Source organism: Nocardia lijiangensis NBRC 108240 (assembly GCF_001613045.1).
Lineage (GTDB): Bacteria > Actinomycetota > Actinomycetes > Mycobacteriales > Mycobacteriaceae > Nocardia > Nocardia lijiangensis.
In genome coordinates this window covers 17,643-40,706 of the sequence record NZ_BDBP01000076.1, presented here as the reverse complement: position 1 = coordinate 40,706, position 23,064 = coordinate 17,643, and the positions used below count along the sequence as shown (strand labels likewise).

Here is a 23,064-nt window from a genome sequence, read left to right as displayed (position 1 = left end):
TGGTGCAAGTGGTGGGGGACAGAGTTTGTGGCATGAATTCTTTTGCGCCACATGCTGCGCTTGCCGTCGAGGCGGACGCACTGGTCAAGGTGTTCGGGGAGCAGCGGGCCGTGGACGGGGTGAGCTTGGCGGTGCCGCAGGGCTCGGTGTACGGGGTGCTCGGGCCGAACGGGGCGGGCAAGACCACCACCATCCGGATGCTCTCGACGCTGTTGCGGCCCGATGGCGGACGAGCCAGGATCTTCGGCCACGACGTGGTCGCCGAGCCGACCGCGGTCCGGTCGCTGCTGGGGCTCACCGGGCAGTACGCCTCGGTGGACGAGGATCTGACCGCCACCGAAAACCTGATCATCTTCGCCCGGCTGCTCGGCCTGAGCCGAGCCGAGTCCCGGCGTAAGGCGGGCGAGCTGCTCGAGGAGTTCGATCTCACGGAGGCGGCGGACAAGCCGCTGAAGAACTTCTCCGGCGGTATGCGCCGCCGCCTCGACCTCGCGGCCAGCTTGATCTCCACGCCACCGCTGCTGTTTCTCGACGAGCCGACCACCGGCCTCGATCCGCGCACCCGAGCGCAGATGTGGGACACCATTCGTCGCCTGGTCCGCGAGGGCGCGACGGTGCTGCTCACCACGCAGTACCTCGACGAGGCCGACCAGCTGGCCGACCGGATCGCGGTGATCGACCGCGGCCGGGTGATCGCCGACGGCACCGCCGACGAACTCAAGGCCTCGGTCGGCGGCTCCTCGCTGCACCTGACCCTGGTCGACCGCGATCAGCTCGCCGAAGCGCGCCGCATCGTCGGGGATTTCCTCGGCACCGACGCGCAGATCACGCCGGAGGCGGGGCGGCTCACCGCGCCGCTGCCGGACGCGAGCGTCACCACCGACCTGCTGATCCGGCTGCGCGAGTGGGAGATCGCGATCGACGAGATCACGGTGAGCAAACCCAGCCTGGACGAGGTCTTCCTGACCATCACCGGCCACCCGGCCGACGACGACGAACGGAGCGCGGCATGACGACCCTCACCGCACCCACCGCCGCCCACACCGCGGCGCCCATCCGAATCCCCACGGCCGAGAACCGAATCAGCCTCCGCCAGACGGTGTCCAGCTCGTTCATCATGGCCTACCGGGGCATCCTCAAGATCAAGCACAATCCCGAGCAGCTGTTCGACGTGACGGTGCAGCCGATCCTGTTCACCGCGCTGTTCACCTACATCTTCGGCGGCGCCATCGCGGGCAACGTGCACGACTACCTGCCCATCCTGATTCCCGGGATCCTGGTGCAGACCGTGGTACTCACCTCCGTGGTCACCGGCACCCAGCTGCGCGAGGACATGGACAAGGGCGTCTTCGACCGCTTCAAATCGCTGCCGATCGCCCGCATTTCGGCGCTGGCCGGCGCCCTGATCGCCGACATGGTGCGCTACGGCATCGCCACCACGCTCACCGTCGTCGTCGGCCTGTGCCTCGGCTACCGTCCGGGCGGCGGGGTGCTCGGTGTTGCCGCCGCCACGGTGGTCATCGTGCTCTGCTCGTTCGCCATCAGCTGGATCTGGGCGCTGGTCGGCGTGACCGGGAAGAGCGCCGCCTCGGTGCAGGGCATCTCGATGATGGTGATGTTCCCGCTCACCTTCATGTCCGGCGCCTTCGCCCTGGTGAGCACGATGCCGGGCTGGATGCAGGCAATCAATCACGCGAACCCGGTGTACTACATGGTCAACGCGTGCCGAGACCTGATGAACGACAACGTGTACGGCAGCAACCTGGCGTGGTCACTGCTGGGCTCGGCGGTGGTGATCGCCATCTTCGCGCCACTGACTGTCAAGGCATACATGCGCAGGGCCTGATCCACGCGCCACGGCCGGAACCTCGAAAGGGGTTCCGGCCTTCGCCGTTTCCACTAGGCCTACCTTCGCCTTCGTTCTGGCCGTGCGCAGTCTGTCGACGGACTCCGTCCGGCTGTGACCTGACTCTCCAGCAACGATGTCGTCCATCTTTGCTACGGTCTCGCTTCGTACACCTCCGAGAGGAAATCATGATCAAGTCTTCGTCCGCCGCCGCCCTCGCCATTGCTGCGGGCGCGCTGATTGCGCTGCCCGCCACGCCCGCACACGCCCAGTCCCCGAGCTGCGCCAAAGCCATTGAGCTGATCAACGTCGCCATCGACACGACCGGCGGCAGCATGGACAAGGCGACCGCGACCGCGCTGTCCGGCAGGCTGAGCAGCCTGGCCGAGACGACGCAGGGCGCCGAACGGGATGCCATCGGGGCTTACGCCGGCGCCCTGATCGATGACGGGGTCGCCGACCTCACTCCCTTCACCGACGAACTCAACCGCGCCTGCGCCTGACCGCGCCCATCGGCTGAGCGGTGGATTCCCAATCGGTAGCGACATCGCCAAGGAATCGGCATGGGATTCGCGCAGTCTCGAGCGTCGACCGCCAGCTACGGTTCAGCCACTATCAACTCGGACGATCCTCCACGATCCCTGTTGCCGGAGTATCTATATCCACGATGCGCTGGCCGGAAATGATGTGGGCGTACCTCCGCCCGTGCTCCGGCTGTGCGCGGATTTTCGACGGACTTCGTCCGACTGCGACCTACGAGTCCAGCATTCCGCTGAGCTCGCGCAGCAGCGCGATGATCCGTGCGGCTCCGGTTCTGCGGCGCAGCGTGGTGGCCGCGCGCAGGGCGGAGTTCATCCGCTCCGCGCCGATTCGCGGTCGGTGCAGGTCGAGGTGCCGCTTCACCATCATCGACGGATAGTCCTGGCGGGCGACGACCTTGGCGGAGAGCGCCAGCAGTTCCAGACCGGTGTCGGAATCCGGATCGAGCGCGAGGCGATGCGAACCGACCGCGCAGGCCACCGCGCCGATCTGCGGCAAGTCGAAGAACTGAGCGAGGCGGCCCGCCGCACACGCGGCCAGTTGGGCGGCGAATTCCGTTGCCGCACCGGCGCGTCCGTTGAGCACGTGCGCGCCGACCGCGGCACCGGCCAGCATGAGCCCGCCCGGCCCCGGCGCCAGATCGTCCTCGGGCCAGCCCAACAGGTTCAGCGACCGCCGGTAGTACCGCAGGCCTGCATCGATATCCCCTTCGGCGAGCGCGAGTTCCGCGACACCGCCCGCCACCGTGGCCAGCCGGTGGTTGCGCCGGATGTTCGGGTCGTCGATCGGCGCGGGACCGGCCGGATCGTCGGAAGCGCCCAGTGCGAAGGACAATTCCGCACGCGCCTGCTGCACCTGGCCGATGCCGATCAGCGCGACCGCGAGGTAGCTGCGAATCTCCACGGTCTCCTCGTGGGCGCGCAGCGTGCGCAGCGCGTCGACAGCGCTGCGGTAGTAGTCCACCGACTCGGCGTAGCGGGCGGTCTGGCCGCCGAGCTGACCGAGGTGCTGGCAGACCATGGCCGTGCCCCACAGATCCTCGGGCTCGACCAGTCGGAGTGCGCCGAGCGCGTCACGTGCCGAGCCGTGCACGTCGCCCGCGTTCTCCCTGATGTTCGCCCGCGCGACGAGCGCGGCCGCCCGCACGTCCCGATCCGGCGAGCGCGCACCGTCGGCGAGCTTGCGCGCCACGCCCTTTCCCGATACGTGCGCCACCAGCAGTTCGCCCAGCAGGCGCAGCCCGGGATTCATGCCCACCGCGGTGCGCAGCAGCACACGGGACCGCGAGCGCACCGTCGCCACCGGGCGCAGGTCGGGGCTGAGGTAGATCATGTGCACCCCCATCACCAGCGCTGCCAGCATCTGCAGATCCGCGACGACGCCGCGCGCGGGTTCCGGCTCGGGTACGCAGCGCAGCACGCGCGGGGCCCACGACGTCAACTCGAGGTGGGCGCCGCGGATCATCCACAGCGTCGCGGCGACCGGGAAGACGCGATACACCGTCGCGGAGTCGCCCCGATCCAGCGCGTAGCGCAGCACGGCGGCGAGGTTGTCCTGTTCGGCGGCGACGGAGAGCACCGTGCTCAGCTGTTCGTCGCCGCGGTAGCTCAGGGCGGTCTCCACCGCGTATTCGGAGGCCCAGCGCGACATGCGTCGCATCACCGGCTCGCCCTCGCCGACGGCGGTCAGCTGCTCCTCGCCGAATTCGCGGACGGTCTCCAGCATGCGGTAGCGCGTGCCGTCCTCGTCCTCGAGCACGGTGAGCAGCGACTGGCCGACCAGACCTTCCACCGCCGCCGCCACATCGGCGACGTCCGGGCCGCCTGCCACCGACTCGGCGGCGGACAGCGTGAAACCTGCCGGGAATCGACACATTCGGCGCAGCGTCGCCCGCTGCGGCGGATCGAGCAGGTTCCAGCTCCACGCGATCACCGCGTGCAGCGTGCGGTGGCGTTCCGGTGAGGAGCGGTCACCGCCGCGCAGCAGCGCGAACCGGTGCTCCAGCCGGGATTCGATCTCTTCCACGCTCATCGTCCGAGCGCGGGCCGCGGCCAGTTCGATCGCCAGCGGCAGGCCGTCCAGCATCGCGCACAGCCTGGCGACGGCGTCCGGATCCAAGCGCACCGTCGGCCGCACCGCGCGGGCCCGCGCGGTGAACAGGTCAGTGGCGGGCGAGCCCGCGGCGTCGATGGCCAAGGGCGCCAAGGGGTAGACGCTCTCCGCGCTGATGGCCAGCGGGGCGCGGCTGGTGGTCAGCACCGTCAGCGGCTCGCAGCTGCCGATCAAGTCGGCGACGACCTCGGCGACCGCCTCGACGAGATGTTCACAGTTGTCCAGGATCAACAGCATCGGCCGGGCGGACAGCGCGTCGCGCAGCCGCCGTCCGATATCGATTCGCCCTGGCCGCAGCAGACCCGGCTCGAGCACCACCTCGCCGATGCCGAGCGTCGTGCTGATCGCGGACTCGATGTCGGCGCGGGCGTCCGCCACGGAGGCCGAGCGCACCGAGGCGAGTTCCACGAGCACCACGGATTCGCGCCGCGCCACCCTGGCCCCGACTTCGTTGGCCACCCGGGTCTTTCCGGTGCCGCCCGGCCCGAGCACGGTGACCACCCGGGCGGCGCGCAGCAGCTCGACCAGTTCGTCGAGATCGGCGTCCCTGCCGAGCAGCGCGTTCGGCGCTGCGCGCAAGCCGATGGTCTCGCGCGTGGTGTCGGGGCGGGTGCGGAGCTGTGCGTGTGTCGTCATCGCGTTCGGTGCGAGGACACCGGCGGGGGAATCGCCTGGATATACGAACTGGTCCGAGAGGCCGGAAAACGCTGTCCGCCTGGGATCTTCGAAGGTGTTCAGCGCCGGGGACCCTGGCGCGTCCGGCCCGTGCTGCGACGGGGCGACCGACGCGGAGGCTCCGATCCCGTTCCGCATTGGGAGACCTGGCACATTCGCTACGGCACCGCCCGACCCACTCGTGGCCGAACCGCTGACGATCTCACCGCGCAGGATGGCGGTGTTCAGCTCGACCAATGCCCGGCCCGGATCGGTGCCGAGCTGGTCGGCCAGCCGGATGCGGAAGGCGGCGAAGGATTCCAGCGCCTCGTTCGCCCGATCGGCCCGCACGAGCAGGCGCATGAGGTCCAGCTGGGCGGGCTCGTCGAGCAGTTCGGCGGCGCTGCGGCGACGCGCCAGGTCCAACGCGCCGCGAATGTCGCCGCCGGATTCGCGCGCCGCCAGCTCGACCGCGTCCAGTTCGGTCGCCAGCGATCCCGCGGCGCGGTGCAGTTCCTCCGCGATTTCGCCAGGGGGCAGGTCCGCCGCGGGCTCGCCGCGCCACAGCGCTCGCGCCGTGCGGACGGAATCCAGACAGGCGGCGAAGTCCGCGGCCGCGAGCTCGCGGCGGGCGCGGGCCAGCAACGCGCCGCCGAGCGTCAGGTCGACCTGTTCCGGCGCGAAGGTGAGGCGGTAGCCCGCGGGCCCGATCTCCAGCGCGCCGTCGGGCAGCACCGAGCGCAGCCGGGAGACCTGGGTGTGCAGCGCGTTCATCGGCGCGCGCGGCGGCTGCTCGGCCCACACGTCCTCGATCAGTGCCGGTGCGCTGCGGCTGCGGCCCGGTCGCAGGGCGAGCGCGGTGAGCAACAACCGGGAGCGCGTGCCCGGCACGGAGGTGAGTGCGTCGTCGCGGCGCAGGGCGACCTCGCCGAGCAGGGCGACCACGACCGATGCGCCTGCGGCGGCGGGTGTAGCGGTGGGATTCGGGCCGTCGGGGCCGCGCCGATCTGGAAACATGCCGTGGTCATCGTATGCGAGGGCCCCGTCGAGGCCGACATCGTTTTCGCGCGCGCCTTCGCTCCCGCCCTGCGCGGTCTGTCGGCGGGCTCTGCGCAAGATTTGCCCCTACGCTGTGCCAATGGCTGACTTCGAAGTGGTCCGGCGCATCGTCATCTCGGCCGACCCCGCGCGCATTCACGCGCTCATCGACAACTTCCGGGAGTGGACGAAATGGTCCCCGTGGGAGGACCTCGACCCGCAATTGCAGCGCACCTACTCCGGCCCGGAATCCGGCGTCGGCGCGCACTACGCGTGGAGCGGCAATCGCAAGGCGGGCGCGGGCAACATGGAGATCGTCTCCGACGCCGAAGGCGAGCTCGGCGTCCGGCTCGAGTTCCTCAAACCCTTCAAAGCGACCAACCACGTCGACTTCGAGCTGAACCCGACCGAGTCCGGCGCCACCGAGGTGGTCTGGCGGATGACCGGACAGCAGCACGGTCTGATGGCGCTGCTCGGCAAGGTGATCTCGATGGACCGGCTGGTCGGCAAGGACTTCGAGAAGGGACTCACCCGAATGAAGGCGGCGGCCGAAGCCTGAGGGCCGTCGCTGCGGCCGTGCGCGGACTGTCGACGGGCTCCACCTGACCGCGCCGACTAGGCTGCGTTCATGGCTACAGCAGCGCAATGGATCGAGGGCGCACGGCCCCGCACCCTGCCGAACGCGATCGCCCCGGTCCTCGCCGGTACCGGCGCCGCAGCCTCGCTCGACGCCGCGGTGTGGTGGAAAGCCGTTCTGGCGCTGCTTGTCTCGCTGGCCCTGATCGTCGGGGTCAACTACGCCAACGACTATTCCGACGGGATCAGGGGCACCGACGACGAGCGCGTCGGCCCGCTGCGGCTGGTCGGCTCCAAGCTCGCCTCGCCGTCCGCGGTCAAGAACGCCGCGCTCCTGAGCCTGGCGATCGGCGGCGTCCTCGGCCTGGTCCTCGTTGCGACGACCGCGTGGTGGCTGCTGCTGGTCGGCGCGGCCTGCCTGGCAGGCGCGTGGTTCTACACCGGCGGCAGCAAACCCTACGGTTACAGCGGTTTCGGCGAGATCGCCGTGTTCGTGTTCTTCGGGCTGGTCGCCGTGCTCGGCACGCAGTTCGTGCAGGCCGAGCGCGTCGACTGGGTGGGTGCCGCGCTCGCGGTCGCTGTCGGCTCGTTCTCCAGCGCGGTGCTGGTGGCCAACAACCTGCGCGACATCCCCACTGACACCGAGTCCGGAAAGAGCACGCTCGCGGTCAAACTCGGCGATCCCCGCACCCGCACCCTGCACCTCGCGCTGCTGGCTGCGCCGTTCGTCGTCACCCTGCTGCTGGTGATCCGCACCCCGTTCGCCCTCGTCGGGCTGCTCGCGCTCCCGCTCGCGGTGCGCGCGAACGCGCCCGTGCGCTCGGGTGGCAACGGTCTGGAACTGATTCCGGCGCTGCGCGATTCCGGCCTGGCCCTGCTCGTCTGGTCGGCGCTGACGGCGCTGGCCCTCGGCTTCGCCTGACCGTTTCGTCAGTTGTCGGGAACGAGTATCCCGAGCACCCAGTTCACCAGCGAGATGATGATGCCGCCGAGCACGGCGGCCCAGAACCCGTCGACCACGAGGCCGTATTCGGGGGCGTCGACGAGTTCGGTGAGCTCCGCGGTGAGCCAGAGCATCAGCGCGTTGATCAACAGCAGGAACAGGCCGAGAGTCAGCACGATCAACGGCAGCGACAGAAGTTTCACGAGAGGCTTCACCAGCGCGTTGACCGCCGTGAACACCGCCGCGATGACGACGGCGACGAGAATCTTCCCGCCGGTGCCGTTCTCTTCCGGGCTGAGGATGTCGATACCGCTCACCCAGGCGGCGGCCAACCAGATGGCGACCGCGTTGATGATCAACCGAAGCACAAGCTGCATGCGCACATGCTAAGTGCGGTGAGCCGCCGCCGCTGGCGGGAAGCGTGTTTCCCGGTTCGTCAGGCCGCGCGGTCGAGGAGCGCATGCACCTTCGGCCGCAGGTCGTCGATCTGCCCGGAACCGCCGAACAGGCTCACCGTGGTGTGATTCGGCGCGCGCAGGATCCCGAGCAGCACGTGCCCGGATTCGATGCTTTTGTCCTTGCGCGCGAGGGCTTCCCGCAGGGACAGCTCGAGCACCTTCTTCGCGTCCCTGGTGAAAGGGATGTGGCCGCCGCTCCATCGGGAGCGCCCGAGGAATCCGCGCCGCGGCTCCGGGATCGGGCGGTCGAGCACGTCCTCGCCGAAGCCGGCCTCCAGCGATTCGCGCACCGCGTCCAGGTCGATGCCGATCGAGCGCAGCGCCTCGGCGTCCTCGGCGCCGAGCGGCTCGCCGCGGCCTTTGGCGTTCAACGCGCTCAGCACACTCTCGTGGGTGAGCCCGGCATCGGCGAGCAGCGCCTTCAGCTCGGGCTCGCCGTGCGCGAGCAGACCGAGCAGCACGTGCTCGACCTCGATGCTCGGCGACCGCAGCTCGCGGGCGTCTTCCTGAGCGATCACCACGGCCGTCCGCGCCGTCCTGCTGAACCGTTCGAACATCAGTTCCTGCCTTTCCGGTTGTACTTCTGGTGGACCGCCTGCTTGCTGACCTCGAGCGCGTCGGCGATCGCCTGCCAGGACCAGCCCTGTTCCCGGGCGTTGGTCACTTGGATCGCCTCCAGCCGTTCGAGCAGCCGACGCAGTGCGAGCACGGCGCGCAGCCCGACCTTGGGGTCGGGACTGCCCGCGGCGGCCGCCAGGGTGGTTGCCTCAGTCATGCCGTCAATTTTGATTGACGAACCGGCGGGATGTCAACAAAAATTGACAAACATGGGCGTGCGGAAGCCATCGACGGTTCGTCACCACCCCGCTGTTTCAGCTCCTACGTCGCGACCCGTCAGGGCTTGGGTCCGCTCACCACGTCCTGTTCGAGCCATGCGTCGAACGTGGTGTCCGCCAACCGCGCACCGTCACCCGGAAGGAGTTCACGATCGGACAGCAGCGCTCCGTAGTAGCGCGCCCCGGCGTCGATGACCACGGTCCGAGGGTCGCCGTGGGCCGCCAGTCCGTGTGCGATGAAGGCGGCCAGCCCGAATACCTCGGGTCCGCCGACCTCGAGGGTGCCGTTCACCGGCGCATCCCTCGCGACACGACCGACGGCGGTCGCGACGTCGTCCGCAGCCATCGGCTGGATCGAGGCGGACGAGAGGCGAACTTCGTCCCCGGCCGTCGCTGCCCGGGCGATGCTCTTGAAGAATTCGAAGAATTGCGTCGCGCGCACGATCGAGTACGGAACCGGCGACCGCGCGATCAGCTTCTCCTGCTCCACTTTCGCGCGCATGTAGCCGCTGTCGCCCAGCCGCTCGGCGCCGACCACCGACAGCGCGACGTGATGGCCGACTCCCGCCGCGGCCTCCGCCGCCAGGATGTTCGTCGTCGCCTTCGTGAAGAACTCGAGCACAGCGGCGTCCTCGAACGACGGCGAGTTGGAGACGTCCACGACGACATCGGCTCCGACGACGACATCGGCGAGCCCCTCGCCGGTGAGGGTGTCGACACCCGTTTTGGGAGAGGCCGCGATCGCCTCGTGACCGTGTCTGTCCAGTTCGGCGACGAGCTTCGTCCCGATCAGCCCGGTACCGCCGATGACAACGATTCTCATAGCGAAACCCTCTCGACACGTCGGACGGCTTCGTGCGCGACGCTACCCGTTCCAGATACCGGTGGCGTGGAATTCGTCGAGGACGGCGGTCGGCTCGGCCAGGCTCATCCCCTGGGCGGCGACCCACTGGTCATCGAAATAGGTTCCGGCGTAACGGTCTCCGCCGTCGCAGAGCAGGGTGACCACACTGCCGCTGCGTCCCTCGGCGAGCATTTCCGCGATCAGGTGGAACACACCCCACAGATTCGTGCCGGTCGACCCGCCGACGCGGCGGCCGAGCACCCGGCTGGCGTGCCGCATGGCGGCGAGGGAGGCGACGTCGGGGACCTCGATCATCCGGTCCACCACCTGCCCGACGAACGAGGGCTCCACCCGCGGGCGGCCGATGCCCTCGATCCGCGACGGCATGCCGGTCTGATATCCGGCATCGCCGGTCTCGTAGCCGCCGTAGAAGGCGGAATTCTCCGGATCGACCACGGCGAGCTTGGTGGCATGCCTGCGGTAGCGGATGTAGCGGCCGATGGTGGCGCTGGTGCCGCCGGTGCCTGCGCCCACCACGATCCATTCCGGCACCGGGTGCGTCTCGAGCACCATCTGCTCGAAGATGGATTCGGCGATGTTGTTGTTACCGCGCCAGTCGGTGGCCCGCTCGGCGTGGGTGAACTGGTCCATGTAGTGGCCGCCGCACTCGGCCGCCAGCCGCGCCGCCTCGGTGTACATGTCCGGCGGACGCTCCACGAAATGGCAACGCCCGCCCTGCGCTTCGATCAGCGCGACCTTCTGCGGAGAAGTGCTCGCGGGCATCACCGCGACGAAGTCCAGCCCGAGCAGCTTCGCGAAATACGCCTCGCTCACGGCGGTCGAACCTGAGGACGCCTCCACCACCGTGGTGCCCTCGGTAACCCAGCCGTTGCAGATGGCGTACAGGAACAGCGACCTGGCGAGGCGGTGCTTGAGGCTGCCGGTGATGTGAGTGGACTCGTCCTTCAGATACAGCTGGATGTTCCACTCGACCGGCAGCGGATAGCGCAGCAGATGCGTGTCGGCGGAGCGCTGGGCGTCGGCGTCGATCAGCCGCACCGCGTTGTCGACCCAATCGCGCGGCGCGCTCCGATCGCAGTACTTCACTTGGCCGCTCCGTGCCCGTCCTCACCCCGCAACCGAGCACGTAGCTGCGCCTTGTCCTTGCGGCGTTTCTCGTCGACCACCGCGATGTCCTCGTTCACCTTGGCGCGCAGCTTCTTGAACAGCGTCAGCGACAGCGGCATCGCGATGATCAGCGCGAACAGCGCGGCGACGACCAGCGGGATGTCCACCGAGACCAGTCCCGCGACCACGACGATCACCGCGGTGATCACCGCGACCAGCGCCAGCCTGGCCAGGGTGTACACCGCCAGATTCACGGCCAGCCTGCGACCGGGACGTGCGGTGGGCTGGGACGAGGCACCGTCCGGACTAGTGGAGTCGCTCACGTGAACCAGCGTATGCGAAGCTGTTGCCCATCTTCGGCGCACACCCACTTCCGGGACCGGGCAACGATCCGTTTTGTCCATTACTTCGCCTTTACCAACTGTAGGTGGTTCGCGTACCTAGGGGTCGGGGTGCAACGATGGCGCCATCTGATGAGGGAACTGTCGAGAACGGAGAGGTTTGCTATGAGTGCGATCACCGTCGGCGGCCAGGACACTCTGCTGACACCCGGCCAAGTGGCTGCCATGTTCCACGTCGATCCGAAGACCGTCACCCGATGGGCTCATGCCGGGCGTCTCGGCTCGCTGCGCACCCCCGGCGGGCACCGCCGTTTCCGGGAATCCGAGGTCCTCCAGCTGCTGAAGTCGCTGACCACGGAAGCATCTCCCACCCGCTGAACGACCACGACAGGCGCGGGCCTCGTTGCCCGCGCCCGGTCATGTCGGTGAATTCGGTCTCCGCAGTGTGCTCGGACGTCGCGTGCGTCTACCCTCGATAGCAGGAGGTGAGCGAACGTGACGTACCTGTTGGCACTCATCGCCATTGTGGCTGTCGCGGTGCTGTGCTGGAAGGCGTTCGGCCCCGTGAAGGCGGGTGAGCGGACCCCGCGTTCACCCCAGCGCAAACAGATCCTCGGGCCCGACGACGACCCGGAGTTCCTGTGGCGCATCTCGCGGCAGGAGCATCCCGACAGCGACGGCAGCACCGAACGCTGAAGGGGCCCATGCGCAGGGGGCGGTAGCGGCGCGCCCAGTTCGCTTGTTCATCCCCCGAGACAAGTGACCGGCCGCCTGTCATCCGGCTCGGCATTCCATCCCGAACGTCTCGTCGGCGAGATGACCGAGTCCAGTGTTACGGCGTCAGTGCTGGCCGGCCGGTGCGACCCGGCAGATATCGCGACGCTGCTCGGGGTTCGTCAGGTGGTGCCGCAGCAGGCGGTAAGCGATCAGCGGGTTCATCAGCAGTGATTGGTCTTGCACCTTCAGGACGCCGAAATCGTCGCGCTTGCGCGCCAACCGCAGGAGCGCGGGGTTGACGGACTGCCAGACCTCGGCGGACGGGTGCGCTTCGATCGCGATGAGGTTGTAGTAGCGGCTCGTGCTCTGGGTCAGGATTCGGGCCTCGATTCCCGAGACGTCCCGCCACGGGATCGCGAAAACGCCGCCCGCGTTGTCGCGAAACAGGATTCGGGTCGGCGTCACGAGCAATCCGGGTACCACGCCGCGGCGACCGCGCAGAATCACGTACGCCGCCAACAGCGCCACCGCGCCGGGCAGACCCACGACCACCAAAGCCAGCAGGCCGAGCCAGGTGCGTTCGACGACCGCGTGCGCCGCGTTCGTTCCGGCGATCACGAACAACAGCACGCCGAGAACCGCCGCCAGGACGCCGAACGCTTTGTGCGGCTTGCGCGTCGCGAGCAGGAGACCGGATTCCCGCAGGCCGTCGTGCTCGATGTCTTCCACCCGCACGCCCGACCAGCCGCGGCGTTGGTAATCCCGCGCTCGCTTCTCGTCCCACCGCCACCGTTCGGGCCAATCCTGGTCCACCCCCGAGGCGTTCTCCCCACTCATCCACCCGATCCTTCCACAACCCGGACCGCGTCCGACGAAAGAATCAGCCGCCCCGCGCAATTCGACAGTCGGTCGATTGACCTCCAGGTTGGAGACGGCGGTCGCGGTTCCGGCGACCATGGCGGTGCGGGCGACGCCGCGTAGGCCAGGCATCTCGATCCCCGCGGACGGCGGCAAGCCCCCCGGCGGCACCTGATTCGAGACCGTGGTGGTCGCGGTTCAGCGATCGGCGCCGGCGGGATCGCGAGTCGCGATGATCTGCACGACCGCGGGAAGCAGCAGGTGTTCGGCGGCCAGCACCCGCTCGGCCAGCGACTCGACGGTGTCGTCGGGCAGCACCGGCACTTCGCTCTGCGCGATGACCGCGCCCGCGTCGTACTCCTCGGTCACGAAGTGGACCGTCGGCCCCGACACCGCGTCACCCGCCGCGAGCACGGCCTCGTGGACAGCCCTGCCGTACATGCCTTTTCCACCGTGGCGCGGGAGCAGCGCGGGATGGATGTTGATGATGCGACCGTTGAACTCCTGCCGCACCCGCGGCCCCAGCTTCTTCATGTAGCCCGCGGTCACGACCAGGCCCGTGCCGTGCGCGACGAGCGCCGCCCGCATCGCCTCGTCCAGTTCCTCCGGATCCGGATGCGTCTGCCCGGACATGTGCACCGTCGGAATCCCAGCCTCCCGCGCATACGTCAACGCACCGGACCCACTGTTGTTCCCGATCACCAGCGCGATCCCGAACCGCGCCTCCGCCTCCAACGAAGCCCCATGCAGCGCACGCAAATTCGACCCATAATGCGACGCAAGCACCGCGACCCGAAGCCTCGACATACCCCGCAGTCTCCCACAGCCCCCAGCCGCCCCTCGACGACGGCCGAGACCCCCGGTCAGTTCAGACCGGCGTAGCTGTGCAATCCCGAGATCACGATGTTGATGATGAAGAGGTTGAAGAGCATGGCGACGAAGCCTGCGACGTTGATCCAGGCTGCCTTGGTGTCGCGCCAGCCGGAGGTGGCGCGGGCGTGGAGGTAGGCGGCGTAGAGGACCCAGGCGATGAAGGAGCAGGTCTCCTTGGGGTCCCAGCCCCAGAAGCGGCCCCAGGCGGCTTCGGCCCAGATGGCGCCGAGGATGACGCCCGCGCCGAAGAGGGGGAAGCCGATGATGGTGGTCTTGTAGGCGAGGCGGTCCAGGGCGCGGGCGTCGGGCAGCCTGCGGGCGATCTTGCCGAGCAGGTTGTCGGACTCCCGGTCCTCGGGCTGGCGGATGCGGTAGAGGAACAGCAGACTCGCGACGCCGGAGAGCAGGAAGATGCCGCTGCCGATGCTCACCACGGTCACGTGGATGGGCAGCCAGAACGATTTCAGCGCGGGCACCACCGGCGCGGCCTCCGCGTACAGCACCTGCCCGGCGAGGAACATCAGGACGAGCACCGGCGCGATCAGGAACACCCAGATGGCGCGGAACTTCTGCTCGTACAGGAATCCGAGACCGACGATCAGCGCCGCGGCACACGCCATGGTGATGAACTCGTACATGTTCCCGAGCGGGAAACGGTTGGTCGCGAAGCCGCGCAGCACGATCGAGGCAACGTGCAGGAAGATACCGACGAGCAGCACGGAGAACGCCATGTTGCCGAACTGTTCGGCGCGCGAGCGGCGCGGTGGCGGCGCCACCTTCCCCGGCACGCCCGGTCCGGCCCCGCCGCCGACGGTGACGAGTTCGCGCGCCTCGGCCTTGCGGGTCTGCACCGACGCGTACTGCGCGATCAGCAGACCGAGTGCGAGCACGTAGATGACGAACGCCGATTTGAAGGCCAGGTTGCTGTACCCGGCGAGGGTCTCGTCGATCGGCATGTTCACTCTCCCGTGCTTGCGAGGTCGGTCTTCGCGTCGTCGCCCGCAGCCTCCAACAGGCGCGCACGGAGCCGGTCGAATTCGCCGCCCCAGCCTGCCTGATCGGTTCTGGCGAGCCCGCCCATCTCTACTACAGTGCGTCGTTTTTCAACGGTACCGGCAGAATCCTCGGCCGGGTAGACCCGCACCCAGATCCGCCGCCGTTTCACTAGCAGCGACACCAGCAGTCCCGCCATCATGGCCAGCGCGCTCACCAGCACCCACTGCTGGGCCGGGTCGTGCGAGACCTGCAGGTTCACGAATTCCTGCGCGCCGTCGAAGGTCACCTTGGCGCCGTTGGGCAGGGTGGTCGATTCGCCGGGGCGCAGGTTCACCCTGGCCTCCTTGGTGAGCCTGCCCTGCCGCACCATCTCCTGGTCCAGCGAGAACAGATCCTGCGAGCGTCCGGTGTCGAGGCCGGTGTCGCCGCGATAGATGTCCACCGCGACCGCGGGGTCGTCCATGCTCGGGAACGCCGAGGTGAGCAGGTTGCCGTGGAACAACGCGGTCGGCGCGAACAGACCCTCGATGGCGATCTGGTTCTTGCGGCGCTCCTCGTCGGTGGCGTACATGCCACCGGGCGGGTCGATGCGCAGCACGCCGCTGGACAGGAAGGTCTGCGCGTCGTCGGGCCGCCACTGGATGGTCTCGGTCCTGGTCTGGCCGTCCGGGAAGGTGACGGTGAACGTCGGCGCGTAACCGTGGCCCTGCAGGTAGAGGCGATCGCCTTCGACCCGCAGCGGATGGTTGACCTGCAGCGTGGCGTCGCGCCAGGTGTTGGTCGCCAGATCCGATCCGGCCTGGTAATCGATGTTCGAGGTGAACATCTCGGCCTGGCCGGTGCGCAGGTAGTCGGCCTGGAAATCCTTGACCCGCACGCAGATCGGCGTCATGCCGGTGCCGTCGTTGACATTGCCCGCGCGGAAGGAGTCGAACACCGCGGGCGAGGTGGTGCAGAAGCCGGGACCGTTGTTGGCGATCACGATGACGGTGCCCTCGTAACCGAACAGCTTGCCGACCGCGATGGCCACCAGCAGGCAGACCAGCGCCAGATGGAAGACCAGGTTGCCGAATTCGCGGGTGTAGCCCTTCTCCCCGGAGAGGGTGAGCTCGCCCTGGCGGTTGCCCGGACGCACTTCGGTGCGCCAGCCGCGCAACTGGCCGCGCGCGTGCTCGATCAGCTGCTCGGGGGTGCTCGCCGACTCGCCCGAATAGTGGTGCGGCAACCGGGCCAGGTTTCGCGGGGCGCGCACCGGCGGGGTGCGCAGCGCCTTGTAGTGATCGAAGGTGCGAGGCAGGATGCAGCCGACCAGCGAGACGAACAGCAGCACGTAGACGGCGGTGAACCAGAAGCTGGAGAACACGTCGAACAGCTCGAACCGGTCCATCCACGGTCCGAGTGTCGGGCGGTCGGCGATGTACTCCCTGACCTTCTGCTCGTTCAGGTTCCGCTGCGGCAGCAGGGCGCCGGGGATCGCGGCTAGCGCCAGCAGGAACAGCAGCACCAGCGCGGTACGCATGCTGGTGAGCCCGCGCCAGGTGTTGCGCACCAGCGCGAGGGCGCGGCCGGGCAGCGACTGGCGGGGCGGGCGGGGCGAGGACGATCCGGTCACGGGATGGTCGGTCACGGTCATATCGGCAGGGTCACCTCGGAGACGAACGCGTCGCGCACCCAGGCCACGAACTGATCCCACGCCCCAGTGACCAGCGCGACGCCGACGGCCATGAGCAGGATGCCCCCGACGATCTGGATGGTTCGCGAATTGCGGCGCAACCAGCCGACGCCGCGCAGCGCGCCCGCCGAGCCGAAGGCCAGGATCACGAACGGCAGCCCGAGCCCCAGGCAGTAGGCGACGATGAGCGCGACGCCGCGCACGGCGGTGGTGCCCTCGGTACCCGCGGCCACCGCCATCACGCCGGACAGGGTGGGTCCGAGGCACGGCGTCCAGCCGAGCGCGAAGACACCGCCGAGCAGCGGCGCGCCCAGGATGCTGGTCAGGCGGCGCGGCTCCATCCTGGTGTCGCGCTGCAGGGCGGGCACCAGACCGACGAACACCAGACCCATCAGGATCGTGACCACGCCGCCGATGCGTTGCAGCAGTTCACGATTCACGTTGAGGGTCTGGATAACACCGAACACGGTGGCCGTCGCGAGCACGAAGACCACGGTGAATCCGGCGACGAACAGTCCGGCCGCACCGGCGATGCGCAACTTGCCGCTGCGCACGGCGACCGCGACCGACGACTTGCTCTTCGCGGACTCGGCGGTCGCGGGCGGGGCCTCGGCGCCGACCAGACCGGCCAGATACGACAGGTACCCAGGCACCAGCGGAACCACGCACGGCGAGGCGAACGACACCAGCCCGGCCAGCAGGCACGCGCCGAGGGCTAGCAGCAGCGGACCGGTCGCCGCCGTCTGCTGGAACGATTCCCCCACGCTCGCGAGCACCATCACCGCACTCCCCGCACGGTCGGACACCCCATCACTGCCCGCCCTCCCCGGCGAGCCGATCGACGATCTCCCGCAGGTCCTCCGCGATGAGCGACCGCAGGTAGACCGCCGCGACGCGGTGCTGGCGGTCCAGCACCAGGGTGGTCGGGATGACGCTGGTCGGGAAGTTACCGCCGAGGGCGAGCAGGGTGCGCATGGACGGGTCGTAGATCGACGGGTAGCCGACCTTGTTGTCGGTGACGAAGTCCTGCGCCTTGTCCTGCTGCGGATCACGGACGTTGATGCCGAGGAAGGCGACGCCCTTGTCCTTGTTGGCCTCGTAGACCTGCTCCAGCGCGGGCGCTTCCGCGCGGCACGGCCCGCACCACTGGCCCCACAGGTTGATCACGACCACCTTGCCGGGGAAGTCGGCGACCGACAGGGTCTTGCCCTCGGTCATCAGGTCCGGGCCGGACAGCGCACCGATGGTGCCGCGCGCGGCGGGCGGATCGTAGAAGATGTCGGTCTTGCCGCCGGGCGAGACGAATTGGAAGGTGCCGCCGGTGGCCACCGCGTCCGATCCGGTCGAGCAGCCCGCGAGCGCGGCGACCAGGGCCACGCACGCTACGAGCACCGGCACGACCCGCCTGACCGGCGTCCGTGCGGACGCGGGCCGGGCCGTCGTGGACGCGGTGGCGCGGATCATGCGCCGTGCACCGTGGGATCCGAACCGCCCGCGGGCTCGGAGTAGACGATGTCGACGAGGGTGTCGCCCTGGTAGACCAGCGAGGTCAGCGAGGCGAGCGAGCACTGCCTGGCGCGCGGGTCGTGCCAGAGCCGCTGGCCCTGCAGGAACCGCCGCAGCGTCCAGACCGGCAGCTGATGCGAGACGAGCACCGCCTCGCGCCCCGCGGCCTCGACCCGGGCCTTGTTCACCGCGGCCAGCATGCGGTGCGCGATCTGCAAATACGGCTCGCCCCAGGACGGAGTGAACGGGTCGCGCAGCTTCCACCAGTGCCGCGGCTTGCGCAGCGCGCCATCGCCGACGGACACCCGCAGGCCCTCGAAGGTGTTGCCCGCCTCGATCAGATTCTCGTCGGTGCGCACGAGCACGCCGTGCTGCTCCGCGATCGGCGCGGCGGTCTCCTGCGCGCGCTGCAGCGGCGAGGCGATCACCACGGCGATGTCGTGATCGGACAGCGCCCGCGCGACCGCACCCGCCTGCGCCCGGCCGGTGACGGACAGGCTGAAGCCGGGCAGCCGACCGTAGAGAATGCCCTTCGGGTTGTGCACCTCACCGTGCCGCAGGACGTGCACGATCGTCTCGACGCCGGAGCTCGCCTCGGTGAGGTCGGGCGCGCCGGAGCGAGAGGTGGCGGTGACGCGCGAAGTGCGCGCGGGGGTTTCGGTGGCCTTGGCGGCGACAGCGGGCGGCTCGTCGGCGGGGGTCGCGTCAGATGCAGCGAGGTCGGTCGCGGACCGATCGGCGGCGGGCTCGGCACCGGCGGTGTTGGCGTCAGCGACGGTCGCGGCGGCGGCCGCGCTCACGTCGGCCGCGGCCTCGGCCTCGGCAGCGGCGATCTCGTCAGCCGCAACCGTCTCGGCATCGACGACCGTGTCGGCGGGAGTGTCGATCGCAGGCTGGTCGGCGGCGGTTTCGGCGGTCGCGGCCTCGGCAGCGCTCACGTCGGCAGCGGCCTCAGTCTCGGTATCGACGGCCTTCTCCGCACCCGAGGCGTCACCATCCACCGGCGCATCGGCGAGATCGAGGTCGGCGGCGGCAGCGGCCGACTCCGAGGCGCGGGCGGCGGACTCCTCGGCGATCTCGGCTTCGGTGATCGCGCCGAGGGCCTCGGCCTCGCTGAACGGGGAGTCCGCGGTCGGCGGGAGGTCGGTCGTTGGATCTGGGTTGTTCGGTAGTTCGCGGCGGGCGGCGCCGGGCTGGTCGTGGTCGGAACTCACGCGCGGGATCCTTCGGGGGTGGCGGCCGCGGCCGCGTGCGCGGCGGCGGGCAGAGCTGCGGCGATTCGGTCGAATGCGTCCTCGTCGAGCGCCGCGGAGACGAACCACGCCTCGAACGCGCTCGGCGGCGCGTACACGCCGCCGTCGAGCAGCGCGTGGAAGAAGGCCGGGAAACGCCAGGTCTGGCTGGCCTTGGCGGTGGCGTAGTCGGTGACCGGACGGTCGGAGAAGAACACGCTCACCATATTGCCCGCGAACTGCACGTGATGCTCGACCCCTGCCGCGCCGAGCGCCTCGGTGAGCAGGCCGCCCAGCCGTTCGGCATTGCGGTCCAGCGCGGCATAGACCGCGTCGTCGGCGGCGCGCAGCGTGGCAAGACCCGCGGCGACGGCGACGGGGTTACCCGAGAGGGTGCCCGCCTGGTAGACCGGGCCGAGCGGGGCGAGCTGGTTCATCACTTCGGCGCGTCCGCCGAACGCGGCGGCGGGCAGGCCGCCGCTCATCACCTTGCCGAAGGTGTAGAGATCACCGGCGACGCCGTCGCGGCCGAACCAGCCGGAGCGGCTGACCCGGAAGCCGGTCATCACTTCGTCCATGATCAGCAGCGCACCGTGTTCGGCGGTCAGCGCGCGCAGTCCTTCGTTGAAACCGGGCAGCGGCGCGACCGCGCCCATGTTGCCCGCGGCGGCCTCGGTGATCACGCATGCGATCTGGCCGGGGTGCGCGGCGAACGCCGCGGCCACCGCGTCGAGGTCGTTGTACGGAAGCACGATGGTGTCGCTCGCCTGCGCGCCGGTGACGCCGGGCGAGGTGGGCAGGCCGAGGGTCGCGACACCGGAACCGGCGTCGGCGAGCAGCGCGTCGACGTGCCCGTGGTAGCAGCCGCTGAACTTGATGATCTTGGTGCGCCCGGTGTAGCCGCGAGCCAGCCGCACCGCGCTCATGGTGGCCTCGGTGCCGGAGTTCACCAGCCGCACCCGCTCCACCGGCGCGACGCGCTCCACGATCAGCTCGGCCAGCTCGATCTCCGCCGCGGTGGGCGCGCCGAAGGACAGACCGCCGACCGCTGCCCGCTGCACCGCCTCGACGACCGCGGGGTGCGCGTGCCCGAGGATCATCGGACCCCAGGAGCACACCAGGTCGACGTAGTCGTTGCCGTCGGCGTCGGTGAGCGTGTATCCGTTCGCGGACGCGATGAACCGCGGCGTGCCACCGACCGACTTGAACGCCCGCACCGGCGAGTTGACACCGCCGGGGATCACCGAACTCGCCCGGTCGAAGAGCTGAGCGGAAACCGGCACCGATGCCCTGGTCACGCGCGGAGAAGAACTCACGGCCTCCAGTGTCGCAGCCCCGGCGAACCCGGTCGACGACAGGGTGTAGGAGAGTGACGCGCGCCGCAGTCTCCGCGGCAACACGCCGGAGCGGCGTTTGCCGCGATATCGGGCGGCACGTCCGTAATCTCGGTTGGTCTTCGCAGCAGCTACCCATCGGGAGGCTCCTCATGCGGTTCACCTTCGTCAGCACGGCAGCATTGGCCGTATTCACCACCGCGGCAGCGGTATTCGGCGCCGGCACCGCCGCGGCGGCGGTACCGGTCGCCGATCCCGAGCAAGGCCGCGTCGGCGTCCGACTAACCCACGAGGAGACGGTCGGGCTAGCGGGCGGCCCTGCCCCCGCGCTGGTCACGATGTTCCTGCCGCTGGACCGGATCGGTGCGGGCTTGCACCAGGACACCAAGCTCTACCGCGACCAGAGCGGCGGCGTGCACGCCTCGCTGCGCCAGGTGATCGCCGAGACCGCGAGCCACCCCGACGGATCGGTGACCCTCTACCTGAACGCTCCGTGGATGCGCAACGGCCGCGTCCTCGACGTGTATCAGAGCTGGACGCGCTGAAACGCGAAACTCGCCCGCGGACCGGAGTCCGCGGGCGAGCGTGAATCATTCGGTGACAGAGGGTTTCGGCCCTAGCGGGCGCGGCCCGGACGCAGTCCGTCGAGGGACCGCGCACAGCCGACGCCGAGGCGGAGTTACGCCTACGTGTACATGCACGGCAGCGCGGCGGACAGGGTCTGCAACGAGCACAGGATCCCGTTCATAGCTCCCGCCGACCCGGTCTCCGGCACCAGACCGGCGACCGGCGCCGTCGGCTCCAGCGGCAGACCCGCGGGGTCCGCCGTCGCTGGCGCGGCGGCCAGGCCGACCGCCGCGGTCGCGATCAGGGCCGCGCCGAATCTCGTGACCAGAACTTTCACGAGCAACACCTTCCATTCGATCAGCCCACCGGCGAATACCGGTGCGCCACAACACGAATGGTAGGTCAACCGCGACAGTTTGAAGCGTTGTTATTTCAAATACGACAAACTAGGTGATGCCCGCGCAGGACAAGCCGAACCCGGTGGCCACCAGACAGGCCAGCGGTGCGGGCAGCACTTTCAGCAGCCCGGGAGGCGAGGTCGCGGCGAACGCGGGCGTCACCGGCACCGGTGGCGGCGGTGTGTATTCGACGGGCGCGGCGGCGGCAGGCACCGAGGCGGCCGCACCGATCAGGCCACCTGCCACAACCCCGAGAGCGATCTTCTTCGCATGGATTGCCGGCTTCATGGGTGGGATGTTCCCGCCCGCACGGCGGCGAAACCCGGAGGGCGATACGAGTCGTCCGGCTTACTTCTCCGCGGCGGATCGCACGGCACGCGTCGCGGCGTCTATGCCGCACAGCCCCGCCACCGCGACCAGGAACGCCGCGAGGACCAGCCACGGCGCGACAAAGCGGGTCGCTTCGAAGGAGGGCATCTCGCCGACCGCCGCGAACGACGTGGTGACGACGCCGCGGCTCCAGCTCAGCACCGCGAGAATCAGCGCGACCACGGCCGCGATGACCTCGCCGAGCGCCACCACCATGTCACGTCTCACCCATCCGCTCCGTTCTCGCCATGCCGTTCCTCGGCGCCCTCGGCCCGCGGCACCTCTGTGCCATCACCACGCGGCACCTCGGCGCCATCAGACCGCAGCACCCCGGCACCATCAGGCCCCAGCACCCCGGCACCATCAGGCCCCAGCACCCCGGCACCATCAGGCCCCAGCACCCCGGCACCATCAGGCCCCAGCACCCCGGCACCATCAGGCCCCAGCACCCCGGCACCATCAGACCGCAGCACCTCGCTGCCGTCCGGCCGCAACGCCCCGGTGCCGTCCGACTCCAGCACCCCGGCGCCATCAGACCCCAGCACTTCGGTGAGCGCGGTCCGCAGTCCTCGGTGATCGCGCGCCCACGCCTGCACCAGTCCACCGTCGCGCAACCGCAGCCCGATCCCCTTCCGCCTGCGCGGCACACCGCTCAACTCGCCGAGCGCCCGCGCCGACTCCCAGTCCTCATCATTCCAGGAGTTCTCGTCGCGCTCGGGCAGCACGGCGGCGACGCCGGTGAGCGGCAGGGTCTCGGCGCCTTGGCGCAAGGTGGATTCGGTGAGCTCGACGCTCACATGACGGCGACCTGCGACCACTTGCAGCGCAACGAAAGCCGCGATGAGCGCACCGCAGAAAATCAGAGCGAACCAGTGCGCGGGACTGGATGTGACCAGCTCGAGTACGAGAACGAGAAGACAGAGCAGGGGGCCGTAGGCAACCGCGCGCCAGCGCGCACCCGGCTCCGCGAACAACACGGCGTCGCCATCGCTCACGCCGCGCTACCCATCAGATCGCGCATCCGACGCCCTCCGGCGTCGAGTCGCCCCGCCGCTGAAATCAGCCGACCAGCCCGGGCAGCAGCAGGACGGCGACGGTGACCACGCCGAACAGGATCAGCAGGCTCAGGACGAGCAAGTCTCGTCGCATGCTCTGCGGCTGCTGGATCACCACTCGCATCTATGCCTCCGATCTCCCGGAGCCAACTGGATGACGCCCTCACGCAA

At 69.4% G+C, this 23,064-nt stretch carries 27 protein-coding genes; 8 read left to right on the top strand and 19 right to left on the bottom strand.

The genetic code is table 11. The features are described 5' to 3' along the window. Positions 1-32 precede the first annotated feature (32 nt). From NL1_RS26225 to NL1_RS26215, 3 genes are all read left to right on the top strand, one after another. Positions 33-1,013 carry an ATP-binding cassette domain-containing protein gene (locus NL1_RS26225; RefSeq protein WP_067844644.1) on the top strand — a complete coding sequence of 327 codons (981 nt, stop codon included), beginning with the start codon at positions 33-35 and terminating at the stop codon, positions 1,011-1,013. After that, on the top strand, positions 1,010-1,846 hold the full coding sequence (locus NL1_RS26220) for an ABC transporter permease (RefSeq protein ID WP_067844642.1): 837 nt from the start codon (positions 1,010-1,012) through the stop codon (positions 1,844-1,846). Before NL1_RS26225 ends, NL1_RS26220 begins: the two co-directional genes overlap by 4 nt. A 188-nt stretch (positions 1,847-2,034) precedes the next feature. After that, positions 2,035-2,349 carry a hypothetical protein gene (locus NL1_RS26215; protein WP_067844640.1) on the top strand — a complete coding sequence of 105 codons (315 nt, stop codon included), beginning with the start codon at positions 2,035-2,037 and terminating at the stop codon, positions 2,347-2,349. A gap of 250 nt (positions 2,350-2,599) precedes the next feature. On the opposite strand, the gene NL1_RS26210 is transcribed toward NL1_RS26215, so the two are convergent. Further along, positions 2,600-6,169, bottom strand: a complete 3,570-nt coding sequence (locus NL1_RS26210) for an AfsR/SARP family transcriptional regulator (RefSeq protein WP_084510960.1) — start codon at positions 6,167-6,169, stop codon at positions 2,600-2,602. A 121-nt stretch (positions 6,170-6,290) separates the two neighbouring features. On the opposite strand from NL1_RS26210, the gene NL1_RS26205 reads away from it, so the two are divergent. Next, a complete protein-coding gene (locus NL1_RS26205) occupies positions 6,291-6,749 on the top strand; it encodes an SRPBCC family protein (RefSeq protein WP_067844636.1) in 459 nt (152 codons plus the stop codon). Between the two features lie 69 nt (positions 6,750-6,818). Next, positions 6,819-7,688 carry a 1,4-dihydroxy-2-naphthoate polyprenyltransferase gene (locus NL1_RS26200; protein ID WP_067844634.1) on the top strand — a complete coding sequence of 290 codons (870 nt, stop codon included), beginning with the start codon at positions 6,819-6,821 and terminating at the stop codon, positions 7,686-7,688. Between the two features lie 8 nt (positions 7,689-7,696). Here the strand turns inward: NL1_RS26200 and NL1_RS26195 are convergent, their stop codons facing one another. From NL1_RS26195 to NL1_RS26170, 6 genes are all read right to left on the bottom strand, one after another. Beyond that, a complete protein-coding gene (locus tag NL1_RS26195) occupies positions 7,697-8,086 on the bottom strand; it encodes a phage holin family protein (RefSeq protein WP_067844632.1) in 390 nt (129 codons plus the stop codon). A gap of 59 nt (positions 8,087-8,145) precedes the next feature. Next, positions 8,146-8,724, bottom strand: a complete 579-nt coding sequence (locus tag NL1_RS26190) for a Clp protease N-terminal domain-containing protein (RefSeq protein ID WP_067844630.1) — start codon at positions 8,722-8,724, stop codon at positions 8,146-8,148. Further along, entirely contained in the window at positions 8,724-8,942 is a 219-nt protein-coding gene (locus NL1_RS26185; protein ID WP_067844628.1) for a hypothetical protein, read from the bottom strand. The genes NL1_RS26190 and NL1_RS26185 overlap by 1 nt, the downstream gene beginning before the upstream one ends. Before the next feature lie 119 nt (positions 8,943-9,061). After that, the gene (locus NL1_RS26180) at positions 9,062-9,826 is read right to left on the bottom strand and encodes an SDR family oxidoreductase (protein WP_067844626.1); all 765 of its coding nucleotides are present in this window, start codon (positions 9,824-9,826) and stop codon (positions 9,062-9,064) included. Between the two features lie 42 nt (positions 9,827-9,868). Continuing rightward, positions 9,869-10,954 carry an L-cysteine desulfhydrase Cds1 gene (gene cds1 / locus NL1_RS26175; RefSeq protein ID WP_067844624.1) on the bottom strand — a complete coding sequence of 362 codons (1,086 nt, stop codon included), beginning with the start codon at positions 10,952-10,954 and terminating at the stop codon, positions 9,869-9,871. Continuing rightward, positions 10,951-11,298, bottom strand: a complete 348-nt coding sequence (locus tag NL1_RS26170; protein WP_067844621.1) for a DUF4229 domain-containing protein — start codon at positions 11,296-11,298, stop codon at positions 10,951-10,953. Before NL1_RS26170 ends, cds1 begins: the two co-directional genes overlap by 4 nt. A gap of 183 nt (positions 11,299-11,481) precedes the next feature. Between NL1_RS26170 and NL1_RS26165 the strand changes: the two genes are divergently transcribed. Next, a complete protein-coding gene (locus tag NL1_RS26165) occupies positions 11,482-11,694 on the top strand; it encodes a BldC family transcriptional regulator (RefSeq protein WP_067844619.1) in 213 nt (70 codons plus the stop codon). A 117-nt stretch (positions 11,695-11,811) separates the two neighbouring features. Continuing rightward, on the top strand, positions 11,812-12,012 hold the full coding sequence (locus NL1_RS26160; RefSeq protein WP_067844617.1) for a hypothetical protein: 201 nt from the start codon (positions 11,812-11,814) through the stop codon (positions 12,010-12,012). A 144-nt stretch (positions 12,013-12,156) separates the two neighbouring features. Here NL1_RS26160 and NL1_RS26155 read toward each other — a convergent pair whose 3' ends face one another. The 8 genes from NL1_RS26155 to hemL all read right to left on the bottom strand — a co-directional run bounded on the left by NL1_RS26155 (position 12,157) and on the right by hemL (position 20,486). After that, positions 12,157-12,870: a hypothetical protein gene (locus NL1_RS26155; protein WP_156095056.1), complete on the bottom strand. Its 714-nt coding sequence runs from the start codon at positions 12,868-12,870 to the stop codon at positions 12,157-12,159. Between the two features lie 219 nt (positions 12,871-13,089). Further along, entirely contained in the window at positions 13,090-13,698 is a 609-nt protein-coding gene (gene purN / locus NL1_RS26150; RefSeq protein ID WP_067844612.1) for a phosphoribosylglycinamide formyltransferase, read from the bottom strand. A 56-nt stretch (positions 13,699-13,754) separates the two neighbouring features. Continuing rightward, positions 13,755-14,720 (bottom strand): c-type cytochrome biogenesis protein CcsB, encoded by a 966-nt coding sequence (gene ccsB, locus NL1_RS26145; RefSeq protein WP_067844611.1) that lies wholly within the window; start codon positions 14,718-14,720, stop codon positions 13,755-13,757. Positions 14,721-14,722: 2 nt separating this feature from the next. Further along, positions 14,723-16,393: a cytochrome c biogenesis protein ResB gene (gene resB / locus NL1_RS26140; protein WP_067844609.1), complete on the bottom strand. Its 1,671-nt coding sequence runs from the start codon at positions 16,391-16,393 to the stop codon at positions 14,723-14,725. After that, the gene (locus NL1_RS26135) at positions 16,390-17,211 is read right to left on the bottom strand and encodes a cytochrome c biogenesis CcdA family protein (RefSeq protein ID WP_067844683.1); all 822 of its coding nucleotides are present in this window, start codon (positions 17,209-17,211) and stop codon (positions 16,390-16,392) included. Before NL1_RS26135 ends, resB begins: the two co-directional genes overlap by 4 nt. A 31-nt stretch (positions 17,212-17,242) precedes the next feature. Beyond that, on the bottom strand, positions 17,243-17,896 hold the full coding sequence (locus tag NL1_RS26130) for a TlpA disulfide reductase family protein (RefSeq protein WP_084510955.1): 654 nt from the start codon (positions 17,894-17,896) through the stop codon (positions 17,243-17,245). Next, the gene (locus NL1_RS26125; RefSeq protein WP_067844679.1) at positions 17,893-18,510 is read right to left on the bottom strand and encodes a histidine phosphatase family protein; all 618 of its coding nucleotides are present in this window, start codon (positions 18,508-18,510) and stop codon (positions 17,893-17,895) included. The genes NL1_RS26130 and NL1_RS26125 overlap by 4 nt, the downstream gene beginning before the upstream one ends. Positions 18,511-19,148: 638 nt before the next feature. Next, the gene (gene hemL / locus NL1_RS26120; RefSeq protein ID WP_067844677.1) at positions 19,149-20,486 is read right to left on the bottom strand and encodes a glutamate-1-semialdehyde 2,1-aminomutase; all 1,338 of its coding nucleotides are present in this window, start codon (positions 20,484-20,486) and stop codon (positions 19,149-19,151) included. A 170-nt stretch (positions 20,487-20,656) separates the two neighbouring features. Here hemL and NL1_RS26115 point away from each other — a divergent pair, with 170 nt between their 5' ends. Further along, positions 20,657-21,049, top strand: a complete 393-nt coding sequence (locus NL1_RS26115) for a hypothetical protein (RefSeq protein WP_067844607.1) — start codon at positions 20,657-20,659, stop codon at positions 21,047-21,049. A 140-nt stretch (positions 21,050-21,189) separates the two neighbouring features. Here NL1_RS26115 and NL1_RS26110 read toward each other — a convergent pair whose 3' ends face one another. From NL1_RS26110 to mce1N, 4 genes are all read right to left on the bottom strand, one after another. Then, a complete protein-coding gene (locus NL1_RS26110; RefSeq protein WP_156095055.1) occupies positions 21,190-21,408 on the bottom strand; it encodes a hypothetical protein in 219 nt (72 codons plus the stop codon). Between the two features lie 109 nt (positions 21,409-21,517). Further along, on the bottom strand, positions 21,518-21,757 hold the full coding sequence (locus NL1_RS26105) for a hypothetical protein (protein WP_067844603.1): 240 nt from the start codon (positions 21,755-21,757) through the stop codon (positions 21,518-21,520). 60 nt (positions 21,758-21,817) lie between these two features. Beyond that, the gene (locus NL1_RS26100) at positions 21,818-22,066 is read right to left on the bottom strand and encodes a hypothetical protein (protein ID WP_156095054.1); all 249 of its coding nucleotides are present in this window, start codon (positions 22,064-22,066) and stop codon (positions 21,818-21,820) included. Beyond that, on the bottom strand, positions 22,063-22,833 hold the full coding sequence (gene mce1N, locus NL1_RS40315) for a transport-regulating membrane protein Mce1N (RefSeq protein ID WP_373862596.1): 771 nt from the start codon (positions 22,831-22,833) through the stop codon (positions 22,063-22,065). The genes NL1_RS26100 and mce1N overlap by 4 nt, the downstream gene beginning before the upstream one ends. Positions 22,834-23,064: the final 231 nt, after the last annotated feature.